General features: G+C 65.1%; 9 protein-coding genes. 1 reads left to right on the forward strand and 8 read right to left on the reverse strand.

The genetic code is table 11. The features are described from left to right. Positions 1-3: 3 nt before the first annotated feature. Positions 4-1,278: a nitrogenase cofactor biosynthesis protein NifB gene (gene nifB, locus ACYQ01_RS12430; RefSeq protein WP_459934178.1), complete on the forward strand. Its 1,275-nt coding sequence runs from the start codon at positions 4-6 to the stop codon at positions 1,276-1,278. Between the two features lie 427 nt (positions 1,279-1,705). Here the strand turns inward: nifB and ACYQ01_RS12435 are convergent, their stop codons facing one another. The 8 genes from ACYQ01_RS12435 to ACYQ01_RS12470 all read right to left on the reverse strand — a co-directional run bounded on the left by ACYQ01_RS12435 (position 1,706) and on the right by ACYQ01_RS12470 (position 16,761). Then, entirely contained in the window at positions 1,706-2,284 is a 579-nt protein-coding gene (locus ACYQ01_RS12435) for a hypothetical protein (RefSeq protein ID WP_459934179.1), read from the reverse strand. Between the two features lie 249 nt (positions 2,285-2,533). After that, positions 2,534-3,616, reverse strand: a complete 1,083-nt coding sequence (locus ACYQ01_RS12440) for a ComEC/Rec2 family competence protein (protein WP_459934180.1) — start codon at positions 3,614-3,616, stop codon at positions 2,534-2,536. 109 nt (positions 3,617-3,725) lie between these two features. Then, positions 3,726-6,365, reverse strand: a complete 2,640-nt coding sequence (locus ACYQ01_RS12445) for a caspase family protein (RefSeq protein ID WP_459934181.1) — start codon at positions 6,363-6,365, stop codon at positions 3,726-3,728. A gap of 24 nt (positions 6,366-6,389) precedes the next feature. Beyond that, complete coding sequence (locus ACYQ01_RS12450; RefSeq protein ID WP_459934182.1) at positions 6,390-7,532, reverse strand: patatin-like phospholipase family protein; 1,143 nt, start codon at positions 7,530-7,532, stop codon at positions 6,390-6,392. Continuing rightward, on the reverse strand, positions 7,529-8,374 hold the full coding sequence (locus ACYQ01_RS12455; RefSeq protein WP_459934183.1) for a hypothetical protein: 846 nt from the start codon (positions 8,372-8,374) through the stop codon (positions 7,529-7,531). Before ACYQ01_RS12455 ends, ACYQ01_RS12450 begins: the two co-directional genes overlap by 4 nt. Before the next feature lie 16 nt (positions 8,375-8,390). Then, complete coding sequence (locus ACYQ01_RS12460) at positions 8,391-10,133, reverse strand: peptidoglycan-binding protein (RefSeq protein ID WP_459934184.1); 1,743 nt, start codon at positions 10,131-10,133, stop codon at positions 8,391-8,393. Between the two features lie 489 nt (positions 10,134-10,622). Beyond that, positions 10,623-11,297, reverse strand: a complete 675-nt coding sequence (locus ACYQ01_RS12465) for a response regulator (RefSeq protein ID WP_459934185.1) — start codon at positions 11,295-11,297, stop codon at positions 10,623-10,625. After that, a complete protein-coding gene (locus ACYQ01_RS12470) occupies positions 11,290-16,761 on the reverse strand; it encodes an AAA family ATPase (RefSeq protein ID WP_459934186.1) in 5,472 nt (1,823 codons plus the stop codon). The genes ACYQ01_RS12465 and ACYQ01_RS12470 overlap by 8 nt, the downstream gene beginning before the upstream one ends. Positions 16,762-16,883 lie beyond the last annotated feature (122 nt).

The raw sequence follows: 16,883 nt of genomic DNA on the forward strand, positions 1-16,883 counted from the left end.
CCCATGGCCATGGACCTCTCCAAGCACCCCTGTTTCAACAAGGACGCCAAGGGCACTTGCGCCCGCGTGCATCTGCCCGTGGCGCCCAAGTGCAACCTTTCGTGCAACTACTGCAACCGCAAGTACGACTGCGTGAACGAGTCGCGTCCGGGCGTCACCTCCGCGGTGCTCAGTCCGGCCCAGGCCGTGGCCTACATGGAAAAAGTCCTGGCTGTCATGCCCAAGGTCACGGTGACCGGCATCGCGGGTCCGGGCGACCCCATGGCCAATCCCAAGGAAACCCTGGAAACCATGCGCCGCATCAAGTCCCGGTGGCCGGACATGATCCTGTGCCTGTCCTCCAACGGCCTGGCCCTGGCCGAACACGTGGACGAGTTGGCCGATATCGGGGTGTCCCACGTCACGGTCACGGTCAACGCCGTGGACCCGGACATCGCGTCCAACGTCTACGCCTGGGCCCGGGTGGGCAAGGTGCTCTACCGGGGACCCGACGCCGGGCGCGTGCTGCTCGAACGCCAGGAGGAGGCCATTCGTCTGCTCAAGGCCAGGGACATTCTGGTCAAGGTCAACTCCATTCTCATCCCGGGCGTGAACGACCACCACACCGAGGCCATCGCGGCCAAGATGAAGACCCTGGGCGTGGACCTCTTCAACTGCATGGCGCTCATTCCCAACGCCGACACCAAGTTCGAAAACGTTCCGGCCCCCACCAAGGACCAGGTGGAAGCCGCCCGGGCCACGGCCGAAACCTACCTGCCCCAGATGCGCCACTGCCAGCGCTGCCGGGCCGACGCCGTGGGCCTGTTGGAACACGACTGCTCCCGCGATTTTTCCGGGCTCCTGGAGAGTTGCTCCCAGTTGCCCGCCGGCATGGACACCTCGCGCCCGTACGTGGCCGTGGCCAGCCGGGAAGGCATGCTCGTCAACCAGCACCTGGGCGAGGCCCTGACGTTTTCCGTCTGGGGCCAGGACGGCAAGGGCGGCTACGCGCATGTCGCCGATCGCCCGGCCCCTCCGGCCGGCGGCGGACCCAACCGCTGGCACGCCCTGGCCCAGAGCCTGAAGGACTGCCGGGCCGTGTTGGTCAGCGGCGTGGGCGACACGCCCAAGACCATTCTCGAAGAAGAAGGACTCGTCGTGGTCTCCATGGGCGGGTTCATCACCCAGGGCCTGGACGCGGCCTACAAGACCGGCAACTTCGACGCCTTCAAGATGCGCAAGGCCGGAGGCTGCTGCGCCGCCAGCGGATGCACCGGCGGCGGCGAGGGATGCGGTTGAGAACGCCTTGCAGCGAAAGAGACGCTTGAGGCTACCGCCTCAAGCCCCGTCCGGGGGGATGCCATTGCCCCGGACGCCCCGGTGGCCTGCGGGGGATCGGACCACCGGGCGATATTTGGATAGGCGCAAAGGACATGGCAAAGGTGGCTCCGCGGCGTCGGCCGAGACGGCCGGCCGACGCCGCGGAAACCGGGCCGAACCGGGCGCGTCGTCCGTCAAGCAAGCCGTATCCTAAGGAATCGGCTTGAAAGCGAAATTTCCCACCGTTTAGCCTTACCCGCCACTCACCAGCACGCACCAGCCTTGATCCACCGCCCCCACCCCGCGATGCGGGGTTCCGGGGGCGGGCTTCGTTTCGCGTCGTTCCGGACACGTTTGGGCCTCTGCACGCTGCGAAGCGGGCGGGTTCCAGTGCGCGCGGGACCGTCTACAGAAACTGGATTTCCAGGGTGACGGACGTGCCGGCGTCCTTGAACTGCAGGTTGATCAGGAGCTTCTGGCGTTCCACGGTGTAGGTCTCCAGGGACTGCACCTTAATCTGGGTGATTTCTTTTTTCGAGGTGTCGAAGGTCTTTTTCCCGGAACCGAGCTTGAACACCAGGCGTTTGCCGCCGTTGTACCAGAAGTAGTAGCTGCGCTGTTGTGTGAAGAAATACTCGGGATTGTAGTCGATGATGTCGCGCTGGTACTTGTGCTTGAAGGTGAGGTCCAGGCGGTAGATGTCCGGGGCCACGGCGGCGATGTTTTGCCCGGCCAGAAAGTAGCGCCCCGACGACTGGGCCGAGTCGGTATGAATGTCCGCGTATCCCCCGATGATCTTGAAGTCCAGATTCTTCGCCGACTTGAGTTCCTCGTCCTTGAAAAACTCCATCAGGCTCTGGGCGTTGGGGTCGCGAGCCGGGGCGGCGGGAGCCGCCGGTTTGGCCGTCTTGGCCCAGCCGGTCGGGACCGGGGCCACCAGGCACAGGGCCAGGCACAGGGCCAGGGCGCGGGGGACGCGGGTCACGGCGGTGTCCTCCTTGGCGGTCCGTCGAAATTCCCCGCTGGCCGCGTCCGCTTCGGGCGCGTCACCCCCGGGCCGTGCGCATGCGCCGCTTCGGGTTTGACGTTCGTTCGCGCCGTGCCAGCGAGTGTCTTGAACAGGCCGCGACAATCGGCTTTTTCAACGCATCGTTCACTGAGCTTGCGGCACGGTAGACGCAAACGTCTTTCCTGGCAACGTCCGGCCGCGACCGCGGGGCGTTGCCCGTGGAGGTCAAATGTCGATGGTGACGCCTTGCGTGTTGTTCGTCGGAAACACGCAGTCGTACTTCCACTGGTGTTTCAATGCGGGGGCGTCCCAGACGGCGGTGTGGGGCTGTCGGAAGTTGAAGAACAGCCTTTTGTCTCTCTCTTGGTATTTTTTCAGAATGCGGGCTATCGTTTCCGGGTCGGGATGGTCATGTTGGGTGCCGTTGGTCGAAAAGGCGAAACAGGAGCAATCGATCAGGTCGAGCAGGGCGGGAGAGGTGTTGGCCTTGCTGCCGTGATGAGGGACCTTCAGGCAAGCGATGGGGTACGGGCTGTCTTTTGAAGCGCCCAACGCGCTCAGCGACGCCTCGATGACGTCCGCATGCGCGTCCGCGCCCAGCAGAATGCGTTTGCCCTCGAATTCCGCAAGAAAGGCGATGCTGCTTCCGTTGGGCGCGCTCATATCTTTGGAGAAGGGCTGGGACACTAAAGAGTCGACGTTGATCCCGCCCATGGCCACGTGGCCGCCGGCCCGGGCGGGAGGGGGCGCGTCCGCGTCGCCCAAGCGCATCCGGGCTTTTTGCAACTCGTTGTCCCAGGCCGGAAGGAGTTGAGCGAGCTTCGTGTCCGAGGGGGACAGCAGCCGCAGGGTGAGGCCGCCAGGGAAAGGGATCGGTTGGCTTCCTTCGGGGCTGTCCACCGAGACGACCGTGCTGGCGAACTGTTTATTCAGGGGCCAGTTGTTGTTGCCGATGCCTTGCGACACCTGTTCACCCTGATTCGTCCCCAACGTGACGCTCCTCGGGGGAAGGCGGTTTCTGGCCGCGACCAGTTGGTCATAGGCATTGAACCATATGTGCTTCGGCGTGAAGGGCAATTTTGTTTCCTTGAACAGGGACACCACCCCTCCGATATGGTCGATATCGATATGGGTGATCGTGAACAACTCGAACTGGCCCGCTTGTTGAAGCAGCGGTTTCAGGTGGCGATAATCTCCCGAACGTCCGAGGTCGATCAGCGCATGATGCGGGGCGTTGTCCTCTCCCCAACTGAGAAGCAGCGCATCGCCATCGGATGCCGGATGCATGGTCAATCGAAATATGGACATGGCGTCTCTCCTTGCGCTTGTGAAGGATCGCAGGGCGCATCACGCGCGAAGCGCCCATTGAAAATAAAAAATTTCAGTGTGTTATCGACGAAACGAACATTCGCGGCTGCTAGATGTCGGCGCGGGCCACGGTGAAGGCCAGGCCGGAATCGACCCTGTTGGCCAAGTAGCGCGCCGAGGTTTGCATCTCCAGCAGTTCCTTGTCGTCTCCGGGCAGGCTTTCGAGTCCGCGCGCCAGCCAATCGGCGGAGAGCGAATAACACGGAACGCCGCGCTCCAGCCCTATGGCGAACCAGGTGCGCGCCTGGGCGAGCTCTTTGGACGAACGGGCCCGGGTGAGCAGCCACCGGGCCAGGATTACCGCTCCGTCCGGGAGATTCGGGAACTGCGTCGCCAGATCGCGTAGCCAGGCGTCCAGCTCCTCGTCGGCTCCGGGTTTGGCGGCCGAGACGGCGATCAAGGCCCCGGCAGCGGCGGCCAGCGGGTTTTTGATCGTGTCGCGCAGGGCGTGCATGGCCATGATTCTCATGCCGTCGTCCAGGAGCCGGGCGCCGACCTCCATGTTGCGGGAGCCAAGAAAGCCCAGGAGCCCCGTCCATTTCCGGTCTGCGACAAACGCGGTGGTGGCGCTCAGGGACAGCGGCGTCAGCCGGTCGACAACAAGGTGCGGAAGCCAACCGACGTTGACGCCGCTGTTGCCTATGGTCGGGATGACCACGATTTCTTTCCGGTCCGCCAGGACGATCTCGGCGAAGACCAGTGGCGAGTCGCCCGGACTGTCGAACCGGGAGGCGCATTGGTCCTTGATTTCCAAGCTCAGAAACCGCTCGCCGTCTTGTTCCACGCCCAGGGCGACATCGGGGGGGGCATCGGTCTGGCGCGCCCGGAGGTCCGGCCCCAGGGGCCCGATGACCCGAAAATGCACGAAGGGCTCGCAGGTGGACATTTGCAGCGTCGTATCAACGCGAGGGCTGGACTTGCCGAGGTTGAAGAACTTGAAGGAGGATCGCACCTCCTGGAGAAACTTGGCAAAGAAGGCGGGCACGGCCGTGGCGGGCGGTGTTTCCTCCGTTGCCCGGAGGCTTGGTGTTGCCTCCGTGCCCGACGCCGCGCCGATCGTCGCGGCGGTCTGGAGCCATTCGTACGGGGCTTCCGGGGTCTCGAACGTCTCGGCCAGGACCTGATCGGCCTTGACCCGGATGTCGCGGTAATGCGCCTGCCCGTCCGGGGTGCGGACGGTGACGGCATAGCTGCCGGGATCGACATCGAGCGTCGTTACGTCGGCGAGAGGGAGCAGCTTTCGCACCGGGGCGTCCGCGGGCTTGTCGGTTCGCGTCATTTCGAGGCTCACGGCCTGTTGCGCGAACATCGGGCTGGAAATCCGCATCGCCAAACGGCCCATGCCCTGCAGGCCGGAAGCGGAAGGCGTCGATGCGGCGGCGGAAGCCGGGGATGCGGCGGAAGCCGGGGATGCGACGGAAGCCGGAGATGCGGCGGAAGCCGCGGACGTGGCGGAAAGCGTCAACGACGCAGCGGCGGAAGGCGGGGGCGTGGCGGAGGGCGTCGACGACGCGGCGGTCGAAATCTTCACGAAGGACGCGGGGGGAAAGATGCGTCGCTTCGCCTGGCCGAGCGGTCCGTTGCTGCTGTCGGCGACGACCTTGATCAGACTGTTGGCGGGAATGGTTTCCTTGACAAACGGAGAGCCGGCGTTCGTTCCGGTCCGGATGATGTCCGCCGCATCATCGCGTGAAATCGTTATGGTCGCGTCCGACCATTGAGTGGGGTCGTCCAGGGAGACATACACCGGTATGTCCGCGAACTCCCCCGGAAAGGTGATGTCAAAAGTGCCGAGCATGCGCCCTTCCGGCGTCTGGGGCTTGGCCTCGGCCGGCAGGCGGTGCAGGCGCAGGATGTGATCGATCTTGTCGATGAGCAGGCCCGGCCTGATCGGCCAATCGGCGGAGGAGGTGTCCGCGGCCACGCCATTGAGTCCATCCAGCAAGGCGGTGCCGAACAACGTCGGTTTTCCGATCTGGCCCAGGGCCGTTTCGCCAAGAGGCGTGGAGCAGACCACCCATTGCTTGCGCGGCAAGCCGTGGTCGTCCGCAGGGCGTTTGTAGGAAATGAGCTGGTCGCCTATCGGCTCGCCCCAGGAAAAGGGAAAAGCGCCCGGATTGCGGCAACAATCGAAGAGGAGCAGTTGCGACACGGGTTTGAGGTTTCCCATTGATTGGATGAATTGCTCAATCTCCACCATGCCGGTGGTGGCGAGCATGTCGTTGGTGCCATAGTCCTCCAGCAGGACGGCGGTCCTTTTCAGAAAGCTTTCCCCATGGCTGGCGGTATAGAGCACAACAAGGTTGTCTTTATTGCTGTTCATTCGCCGCGCCCAGGCCTGGACCGCCGTCTTGACGTTGTCGAACGTGGCCCGGGGCACGTCGCTGCCCAAATACTTTGCTCGGGCGGTACCATGCGTTTCCGACAGCAACACAGCCAGGCTGCCCAGCGGGCAGTCGGGATTTCTGAATCCCAGGGGCGGCTCGGCCAGGAACCAGTCCGCGACCGCCCGCGCGGAATACGTGGCGGTATCGAGCAGGTCGGGTAATTCGTGGGACTGATAGGCGGCCACACCAATGACCAGAACATGCGCGGCGGGAGCGTTGACGCGGTTCGGGTCCAGATAGACAAGGCCTTCCTGCTCGCGACGCGGATCGCCGGGGTCGAGTGTGTAAGCGGAGTCAACCATGCGAAGCCTCATGAATGGGGGTGGTCAGTGCAGCGGATACTCGGGAAAGGGCAGGGTCTCCGGCGCGGGAATCTCCTTGGCGATATACGAACGGGCCGCCACGTCCATCATCAACCAGCCCCAGTTGAGCAACTTCCCCTGTTCCTCCGGGGAAAAGGGATTGAGACGGGTGCGCATGCGCGCAAGGGCGGCCGTCACCGCGGGATCGACCCGGATTTTTTGCGGGGCGGAATATTCGTCCGGGTTGCTGTCGATGCCGGAGTAGACGGCAACGCGCTTCTTGTCCGCGCGTTCGGTGAAGAGCATGCGCTTGCGCAAGGAGCGGCTCTGGTTCGTGGCGATGTCGAGGGCGCGCATGGCCTGCTTCGGCCAGAAGGCTCCGGTTTCTTCCCCGACGCTGAACGGAGCCCCGGCGTCGCTGACGATCATGGTCGCGAAGTCGTTGATGGTTTCGAGGCCGAGATTGTCGTAGGCGCCGCCATCGATGAGCGAAAGCTGGCCCGTATACGCGGGATCGCCGAAATGGATGGCGTCGCCCGGGTCTTTCCAATCCTGCGGATGCACCGTGATTTCCACGGGGGACAGCACCGGCGGAAAGGCGCTCGATGCCGCGACCGCCAGGGCCACCCGGATCTTGGGATTCGGGATTATCCCTATGGTGTAGTCGGCCAGGCGCACTTTCTGAAAACGGACCAGCCGTCCGGTCTGCAAGTTGGTGGCGTTGAACACGAACTGCGGCGTGTCCGGCAGGTCCTGCAGGGTGATGCCCGCGAAGAGATCGTCGTAGGCCTTGGCCAGCATGTCGCCGATGGTGATTCCCGGCAGGAACGCCCCCCAACCGATCGCCATGGTGTCGATGGAGCGCGCGCAGAATTCCTGAAGCGGTCTGACCACCGCCTCCAGGAAATTGGTGATCACGCCGTTGGCGAACGTCAGCCTGGGCCAGGCGGCGGCCAGGGCGCCGCTGGTGATGGAACCGCCTGAAACGCTGGAAATCCTGGTGACTTTCGTCAGCCATCCCAGCTCATTGAGTCGCATCAGCGCGCCGGCGTGAAACAGCGTGGCCCGAAATCCCCCGCCGGACAGGGCCAGGGCCGGGGTATTGCGGTCGACAGTCTGCTTCGTGATATCGGGATCGACAGGTCGTTCCGTGGAGTCGTTCGTCACTTTTTATCCTCCTGTGAACGCGCGGAAAGCCGGTATACGAAGTCGACGACCGCGCGTTGCGCGAACCGCCCGACGAACACCGTCTGCTTCAATACGCAGTTCGTGGTTTCTGGGTCCATGGGGTTGTACTGTTTCGCCTGCACCGTGATGCGGTACACGCTCAGCGCGTCCACCGTTCGTCCGCCGGACGGAGGGAAGCGCAGCGGGTCGGCCAGGAAGATGCCCAGCAAACGCTTCAGGAAGGGGCGCTTGCCCAGAACGCCGCACAGCGGCGGCGACGCCTGTTCTTGGGGCGTTGGATCCTCGATCTTTTCGAAAAAGACCGAAACGGGGCCGAGTCCGGGGCTTACGGGGTCTATGCGAACCGAAACCCAGGCCTTCCCCTCTCCGGGTTGCGTGGCCGGCGCCGGCTGCACGGCCGGCGGGCGCAGGCCAAGGCGCTTGAACAATTCGAAGACGGCGGAACTGCCCCCCGCGAGAACCAACGTGGACAGCAGGGTCGACACCAGGGGGGAATTGGTCGTTCCTCCCGCCTCATGGATGACCCGGCTGACGATGTCGTAACTGAAACCGCTGACGATAAAGTAGCCAACGCCGATCATGACCAAGGTCTTGCACGCCCGGCCGTTGAAGAACTCGCGGTACAGACGCCAATTGAACAGCGTGGTCAACGCCGACTCCATGATCGTCGCCACCACGAAAAGTCCCCCCAGCTCGGGGAGCAGGCGTTTGACGAGCACCTCCGACAACTGCCCGGAGGCGTCGTCCGCCAAGACCGGGCTGACGCCGAGAAGCCAGACGGCTCCGGCCAGGCTCAGGATTTTCGCTGTCGAACATCGCATGGCGCACCCCCTCCGGTTATACTGTGAATCCGTCCAGCAGACCCGAGGCCTTGAGCGCGGCGACGGCTTCGGCCACCTTTTTGACCCGCGACTTGTATTGCGCGGGGCCGATCGCCCGCAGCGCCTCCACGGGGTTGGCCGAGGCCAGGGCGGCGCTCATTTCCGCGCGGCTGCCGCGCCCCTGGTGCCGTATGTCCATGATCCAGAGGGCGATTTCCCAGTCCGAACCGGTGAAGCCGGCCACCTTCTTCTTGGCCCAAGCCAGGTTGTCCTGCGCGTGCTCGAGGAAAACCGCGATCTGGAGCTCCTTGGCCTTCGGATCCAGGCGCAGCCAGTTCATGAGCCTGGCGGCCGCCAGCAGTTCGGCCTCGTCGACGGCCGTGGCCGAGGCGTTGAGGTAGGCCATCAGCTTGACGAGCTGCATTTCCGAGGCGCCGCTGGGCCTGGTGACCGACTCGGCCTGTTCGAGATCGACGAACCCCTTGTCCGTTTGCAGATGGATGGTGGTCTCTCCCGCGTTGTTGGGGCGCAACGAGAGTTCGGGGAAGTGCTGATCGGCCTGGGGCAAGGCCAGGAGACGGCGGAAATAGATGACGAAGTTCCGTTGGGGCGTGTGCGCGGCCAACTGCGGCGCGCCAAAGGTGAAGGCGGTGCGATCATAGGTGTTGAGGCCCGCGAAGTGGGCGTCGCTCTCCGCGGAAAGGGTCGGCTCGATGAACGTGGCCCATTGGCCCAGGGTATCGACCCAATCCTTCGCGCGATAGACCCCGAAGTTCAGGCTGTCACTGGGCGCGCCTCCCCCCCGGGAAAGGCCGGTGCGCAGGATGCCGTCCTGGTGATATGTCGTGATGGAGCCAATGAGAAAACGTTCGCCCGACACGGTCGTGGCGCTAAAGCGCTTGCCCGAACGCGTGATCGCGGCGATCCCGTCGAAGGTGTCGGCATGCGGCGCAAGGGGTATCGGGCCGGGGACTTGGGGGGTGCTCGCCGTTGCGTATGCCCGGGCGTCGCCTTCGCTTCCGGCGATCGGAAACGCCAGGCCGAGCGCCTTGGCGGTCGCCGGTCCGACAACGCCGTCCACTTCGAGCCCCTGCATGATCTGGAACGAAAGCACCGCGGCGTGCGTCAGCGGACCGAACGAGCCGTCGAGCGGCCCCGGGTGGATTCCCTTTGCGGCAAGTGCCTTTTGCACGGCGAGAATGTCCGCGCCCTTCGCGTTCGGCGTGCGGAGGCAAAGAAATTCCTTGGACAGGGCCGCCGACGCGGGCTGAACGTGCGGCGCCGCGTGCGCGCCCGGGTTCGTCTCGTAGTCGACTCCCGGCAGCAGGCAGCCGATGCTCCACGGCCTGGAGCCCGCGCGGTCGAAGATGTTCACCCCGTACGCGGCGCCCCGGGCCTCCAGCGTGCGCTCGCCGTCGCCCATGGAGAAGGCGACGTGGCCATGCCGGCCCGTGGTCGGGGCCCGGATCAGCGCCGCGCCGGGAATGCGCAACGCCTCCCGCCAATCGATGGCATGGCCGGTTTTCTTCGCCTGCGCGTACCAGCTCCCGGAGTAGGGCGTGGCCTTGTCCGGGCGTGTGGCCCCTCCCGCCCCGAAGATCAATCCGTAGGCCTGGTAGGCGCACCAGGACGCGAATTCCGCGCAATCCCAGGGCCCGGACCAGGCGGGGTTGTTCAGGGGAACTTCCACCCCGTAAAAATACCGTTGCCCGATTCGCGTCGTGCCGATGTCGAGGACGTCTTGACCGTTGTGGGACATCTTTTCCTCCTGGCGGATGAAAGGCTTTGCGAAAGGCGCGCTGGTGAAAGCGACGGAATATCTTTGGGTTGCGTCTCTATTCTTTTACGATAAAACAGTATATCACAGAATAAACGTCAGGGTCGAGTCTTTATTTTCGTCTCCGCCTACGCAGGCAGTTCCGAATACAGCCCATGAATCCAATATCTTGTCGCCCATTTGGAGCGTTCGATGCGGCACGTTTCAAAAAAAAGTGAAACGCTGGGTCGGCGTTCAGGGAACAGGCGCAAAAAACCGGGGAAAGTCCGGGATTTTTCGGGGGAGGGAATGCGTAGGCGCGTATTTCGTGGACGCATCCCTAGCAGCCCGCCCCAAAAGCACGATTCGTGCGGCCTGTTCACAAAACGTGCTGGCAAGGCGCGAGGAAAAGTCAAGCCCGAAGCGGAGTTGGCATCCGTTGAGGGTTTGCGTTTTTCGCAGCAACGCAGCCAGCAAGGATTTTCCAGGCTGCTAGGAATCCTTCCAGGAGGAGATGTCGATGAGCCCCAGGCGCGCGGCGTAGCGGACGATGTCCGTGGCGGTGTCCAGGCGGAGTTTTTTCATGAGGTTCGCCCGGTGGTTGTCCACGGTTTTGGGGCTGATGAAGAGACGCTTGCCGATATCCCTGGCGGAAAGGCCCTCGGCCAGCAGCCGCATGACTTCCTGTTCGCGGGGCGTCAGGGTGGAGTACCCGCTGTCGGACCGATACCTGGGCCGGGTCGGGGCGCGCAAAAGGTCCAGCACGCTCATCGACAGGGAGGCGTCGAGGTAGATCTCCCCGCGCAGCACCGTGCGCAGGGCCTCGATGAGCAGTTCCGCGGCCGACTCCTTGTTTACGTAGCCCATGGCTCCGGCCTGAAACGCTTCGAGAATCCTGGAGTGTTGGCAGTGCATGCTGAGCATCAGCACGGGGGGGGAGGAGTCGTTCTTCGCGAGCTCTTCCAGGACGAAAATTCCGCTGTTGTCCGGGAGGGAGAGGTCCATGGTCAGCCCGTCCGGCCGCAGGGTTTGCGCCAGGCGCAGGGCCTGCGAGGCGGATCCCGCCTCGGCGATCACGTTCAGGTCCGGGGCGGAGTTCACGATGTGCTTGAGCCCTTCGCGTATCAACGGGTGGTCGTCCACGATGAGGATGTTTTTCTTAGTCACGGTCCTGCTCTCTTCGATTGGCGACTTCGGCCAGGATGCGGGTGCCTTCGCCCGGGCGCGACTGGATGCGCAACCCTCCGCCCAGAATGTGCGCGCGTTCTCGCATTCCCCGCAGGCCCATGCGTTTTTCCCGGAGGGCGGCGGCGCTTTTGACCGCCACGTCGAACCCGCACCCGTTGTCCTCGATGCGGATGATGAGCTTGGGGTGGGACACCGTCAGGCGAACGGTGATCCGGTCCGCGCCGGAGTGACGCAGGGCGTTGCTGACCCCCTCCTGAACCAGACGATAGCAGTGCGCCTGGGCCTGCCGGTCCAGGGCCAGGGCTTCCAGGCCCGCCGCCAGGAAATCCACCTCCGTGTCGGACTTTCTCGAGCAGTCCCGGCAAAAGCTCTCCAGGGCTCCGGCCAGGCCGAGGCCGTCCAGGTCGGGCGGCTGCAAGGCGTGGGAAAGATCGCGCACCGCGGCCAGGGAGTCGGTCAGTCCGGCGGCGAGTTTCGCGAGCGTGCGGGCCAGGCCGTCCACCGCGGCCAGCTCGGGCCGGGCGGCCGCCTGTCCCAGGCCCAGCTTGATGGCCAGCAGGTTCTGGGCCACGTTGTCGTGCAGGTCCATGGCGATGCGGACCCGCTCCTGCTCCTGGATGCGCAACTGGTCGCGATTGAGCCGTTGCAACTGCTCGGCGGACTGTTTCAGGGCCGTGATGTCTTCCACCATGCCCATGAAGCGCAGGCTTCTGCCCGAGGCGTCCCGTTCCCGCTGAATATGCAACCTGGCCCAGAGGATGGACCCGTCGTTGCGGCTCAGGGGCATTTCCAGGCCGCGCGCGTCGCGTTCTCCCGGCTGGCGTTTGAGGAGCCGACGCAGGTCCCGGTTGTCGAGGCAGAAGTCGAGCACCCGGCGTTCGGTCGCGAGCAGGTGGCGGGCGGACACGAACCCCAACATCACGGCCAGGGCGGGGTTGACGTCGGTCAGCACGCCGTCGCGGTTCGTCTGGAAGATGCCCAGCGGGGCGCTGTCCACGATGCCGCGATATTTTTTTTCCGCCACCCGCAGGGAATCGAACAACGCCGCGTTTTCCAGCGCCACAGAGGCCTGGGCGGCCAGGGTGCGGACCACGCCCAGTCGGGCGGCGGTGAACGCGCCGGGCATCTGGTTGTTTTCCAGGTACACCAGCCCCACGGGGCCGCTGAAACCGGGAATCGGCAGGCACAAGAGCGAGCGCGTCCAAACGGCTTGGCGTTTGGCCTCGCCCCCGAAGATCGAGTCCGTGGAGGCGTCGGACAACACCAGGCTCTCCCCGGTCCGGGCCACGAAACGCAGCGCCGTGTACACCGAGTCCCACTTGGGCTCCCGTCCGGGCTGCACGAGTTCGAATCGCCGGGGGTCCTTGGGGCGGGAGTGGGCCACCAGTTGGAGCTCTCCGCGCTCCATTCGGAAAAACGCCCCGCGTTCGGCCCCGGCCGACTCCGCCAGGATACCCATGAGCAGGGGAATCAGCCGGCTGGGATTGGTCTCGGCGGAAATGATGCGGGCGGACTTGAGCACCGTGAGCAGGTCCAGGGTCTCCTGGGAGATGGGCGCGGTTTCCAGTCCGGCGGGAAAGATGTCGTCGCGGCTCTTGCGCAGAAGCGGGCCGAATTCGTGTTGCAGACGGGAGGCCACTTTCTCGGCCCCCCAGGCGCGGTATCCGGCGATGGCCTGGCCGAGCATCGGCTTGGCCAGGGCGGCCCGGCCCTGGGAGAGGAAGAACCGCCCCAGGAGTTCGCGCCCCAGGGCCTCGTTCTGGACGAATCCGTTGCGCCGGGAAGCGCGCAGGGCCCGTTCGAAAAGGGCCACGGTCTCGTTCACGGGCGCTTTGACGGCGCGGCTGTGCTCGGCTTGCAGCAGCCGGCTCCAGCTGGAAAAATTGATCGGGCACCGGGCTTCCAGGTCCCGCAAAAGGTCCAGGGTTTCTTCCAGAAAGGCCAGCCGTCCGGGGCCGAGGTCCATGTTCCGCTCGTTGCACAGGGCCAACAGGCTCATGGCCGCGTAGAAATGTTGCGGCACCATGGCCAGGGAGGCCGTGTCCGTCAGTTTGTTGGCCTTGGCCAGGCGGTGAAGCGCCAACACGGCCCGGTAGCGTCGCAAGTGGTAGGACGACGCCATCTTGCAGGTCTTGTAGTCGGTCAGGGACACATGCTGCCGGTGGGCGGTGAGCTCGCGCAGCACCCGCCCTTCGGTCAGGGGGGCAGGGCCCGGAGCCGTGGCGGCGGCGTCCTCGGTCAGGCCCTTGAACCCGAAATACATGGCCACGCCGTCGAGAAGGCTCATCCGGTCGCCCTGGGCCTGGGCCTCCCTGCCCAGGCGGCGCAGGCAATTGGCCAACGCGGTGAGGGGGCGCCCCATGAAAAAGTCCAGACGCGCCTTGGCCAGGAGAAAAACGCCCGTGGGATACGAAACGCCCGTGGTTTCGGCCAGTCCCTGGCCTTCGTCGAACAGTCCGTCCAGCCAGTGAAAACTCTGGGTGCGGGGCAGTACCGAACGCGAGACGATATCCACGGAGGACAAAAACGACTCGGAGTGATGCTGCTGTCGACTCAGGTCCAGGGCGAGCCTGGTGAAAGCCAGTCCGGCCTGGTCGTCGTCGCGCCAGACGCCCAGCAGGTTGCCCAGGCGGGTAAATGCCGGAAAGGACGGGGGATAGAGCCCCTTGTCCATTTGCAGGAAAACCGAACGGGCCACCACGGAGGCGTACAGTCCCGTATCCACGTTGAGCACGGACAGGATGCCGGCGTTGATGACGTCGAGCTCCGCCTTGGTTCGCGGGTCGGCCAGAAGAGCGTTTTGGGCCAGGTCCTCCACGCGGCGTCGGCCCAGCAGCGTCTTGATCTTCCCGAGGAGTTCCTCGGTCTGGGGGGAGGGGTCGACCGGGTCCGCGTTGGCGTCTCCCAGAAACGTCAGGGCCCGTCGCATCTCGGAAACGGCGGCTTCGTGCCGGCCGGCTCGGGCGTGCCACCTGGCGCGCAGGGCCAGAAGATCCGCCTTGTCCTCGGCGCGGGTCGCAAGGCGCAAGCCCTGGGCGGAAACCGCCTCGAACTCGTGGTCCAGGCCTGCGGACAGGGCGGCCTGGGCGCCGGTTCTCCACAGGGCCAGGGTGAGGCCGTCGGGCGCGGCAAAGGCTTCGGGCTCCAGCAGACGCATGCCGGCCGAGGCGAAGGTCCAGGCCGCGGGAAAGGCGACCGCGTTGATGGCCTCTTGCGCGGCCTTGTCCAGGGCCGCGGCGAACTCCCGGGCTTGCGCCGGTTCCGGGTGGTCGCACAAAAGAATCTGGTTCGCGATGGCGTAGATCTTGGTGGGATGTTCGTCCGGAGGAAACGCCCGGAGCAGGCAACGGGCCAGCCGTTCGTGGGCTTGGGCCCGTCGCGGCGGCGGCAGACTGGCGTACGCGGCTTCGAGCACCAGATCGTGCGCGAAACGCATGCGCAGTTGTCCCCGCTCCGAGCCGTCGGGGTCGCCTTCCACGTCCAGGAGCACGATGGCCTGGTCCAGGCTGGCCTGAAACAGGGAAAAGGCCTGGTCTTCGCCAACGCCGAGCACGCGGGCCGGTATCAGGGCGTCGAAACGGCTGCCCAGGCAGGCTCCCAGTTGCAGGGCTTCCCGTTCGAGAGCCGAAAGGGCCGCGATGCGTAAGGCCGCCATCCGGGCGCCGGTTTCTCGGTCGGGACCGGGCCGGGGCGTCTGGGCGTCCCGCGGGCGCGCGCCGTCCTTGTCCGCAACTCCCCTTTCCCGCACGAAATCCCCGTTGCGCAGCAGTTCGGCCATGAAATACGGCGCGCCGCCGGTTTGTTCGTGAAACGCCTTGGCCAGCCCGGCCAAGGCCTCGGGCGATTCGCCCAGGGCCAGGCCCAGGTATTGGGCCACCGAGGTCCTGTCCAATCCGGCCAGGCCGATATGCGACACCTTGCCCGCGCCCTTGGCCTCCAGGGCCCGCACAAAGGCCAGGGCGGCGGGGTTTTCCGCGAGGATCGTCTCGCGGTAGGTCAGCAGGACCAGGCAGTGCGAGGCGTTGGCGTTCCAGAGCAGGGCCTTGAGCAACTCCAGGCTGTCGGCGTCGGCCCAGTGCAGGTCGTCCAGGAACAGGACGACCGACTGGCTGTAGAGCGAAAGCGTCCACAACATGGCCCCGAGCTGACGCGCCAGCCGGTTTTTGGCTTCCAGCGGGACGGCCAGGGCAAAGCGGGAATTGGGCTGGATCACCAGGGCCAATTCGGGAAGGGCTTTCACGAGCAGCCCCGCGTCGTCGCCCAGCGCCTGGGTCAGGCGTTGACGCCAGGCCGCGAGTTCCCGCTCGGGCAGGCCGAGCATCTGGCGCACGGCTCCGGAAAGGGCCTGCGCCAGGGCCAGGTAGGGGGCGTCCCGACGCCGGGACTCCCATTTTCCTTCCAGAAAGAAGATCCGTCGTTCCCGGACCTTGTCCCGGAGTTCTTCCACCAGACGGGTTTTGCCCATGCCGGTCGCGCCCCGGATCAGCACCGTTTCGAACCCGCCCGCCACCGTCCGGTCAAAGGCCTGGACCAGGGACAGCATTTCCGCCTGTCGGCCGACCAGCGCCGTGGGCGCTTCCAGGACGTCGGGCGCGTCGTGTTCGCCCAGGTCGAAAACCGCGGCGGTTTCCGGTTCGGACAGGGCATCCCGGCACCGCTTCAGGTCCCAGGCCAGGCCGGCGGCCGAGCGATAGCGACGACAGGGGTCCTTGGCCAGGCATTTCAGGACGATATCGGACACGATCGGGGGCAAGTCTTCCCTCAGGAGTCGGAGGTCGTCGGGAATTTTGGTCAGGTGGGCGTGGACGAGCTCCATGGGGTCGGCGCTTTCGAAGGGCAGGCGCGAGGTCAGCAGTTCGTGGAACGTGACGCCCAGGGCGTAGATGTCCGTGGCCACGCTGAGGCGGTTTTCCGGCCGTCCGGCCAGTTCCGGGGCCAGGTGGGTGGGGCGGCCGAGGATTTGGCGATGCGGGGGGAGTCCGGCGCGAAACCCGGCTCCGAAATCGAGAAATCGGCAGGAGGCGTCGCCAGGCGAAACCAGGATGTTGGAGGCGGTCACGTCGCCGTGGCGCACGCCGGCCTTGTGCACGCGGTCCAGGGCTTGGGCCGTGGACGCGGCGAGGTCGAGAAAGCGCTGCACGGAAAGAACTTGCTGCCTGGCCAGTTCCGCCAGGCGTTGGCCCTGCATGTCTTCCAGCACGAGCGCGGGAATGGCCCCGAGACGCTTGAAGCCCAGCACGCGCACCGCGCCGCGCCCGGCGAGAAGCCGCAGGATGGCGTATTCTCTGGCAAGGAGATAGACTTCCTCCTTGCACGGGGTGTGGCCCATGGGGAACTTTACGGCGACAAGCGTTTGGTCCTCTTGGCGCAAGGCCCGATGGACCTGAAAATGCGATCCGACGTGGAGGCGGGAGAGAAGTGTGTAGCCGGGGAGTTCGTTCATCAAGACACCACGGGGCGCGGTTTGCGCGTGGAATAAAATTGATATATCAACGACAGACGTTCACCGAGGTCGCCGGGTCATGACGGCAGGATGCGCTCCCCAGTAGCAATACCGTCCTGAAA

The organism is Fundidesulfovibrio butyratiphilus, assembly GCF_054657235.1.

What these genes read in the sequence shown, in the direction of transcription:
- nifB (WP_459934178.1), top strand. Translation starts at nt 4, where the DNA reads ATGGCCATGGACCTCTCCAAGCACCCCTGTTTCAACAAGGACGCCAAG.
- ACYQ01_RS12440 (WP_459934180.1), bottom strand. Translation starts at nt 3,616, where the DNA reads ATGTCCATATTTCGATTGACCATGCATCCGGCATCCGATGGCGATGCG.
- ACYQ01_RS12445 (WP_459934181.1), bottom strand. Translation starts at nt 6,365, where the DNA reads ATGGTTGACTCCGCTTACACACTCGACCCCGGCGATCCGCGTCGCGAG.
- ACYQ01_RS12455 (WP_459934183.1), bottom strand. Translation starts at nt 8,374, where the DNA reads ATGCGATGTTCGACAGCGAAAATCCTGAGCCTGGCCGGAGCCGTCTGG.
- ACYQ01_RS12460 (WP_459934184.1), bottom strand. Translation starts at nt 10,133, where the DNA reads ATGTCCCACAACGGTCAAGACGTCCTCGACATCGGCACGACGCGAATC.
- ACYQ01_RS12470 (WP_459934186.1), bottom strand. Translation starts at nt 16,761, where the DNA reads ATGAACGAACTCCCCGGCTACACACTTCTCTCCCGCCTCCACGTCGGA.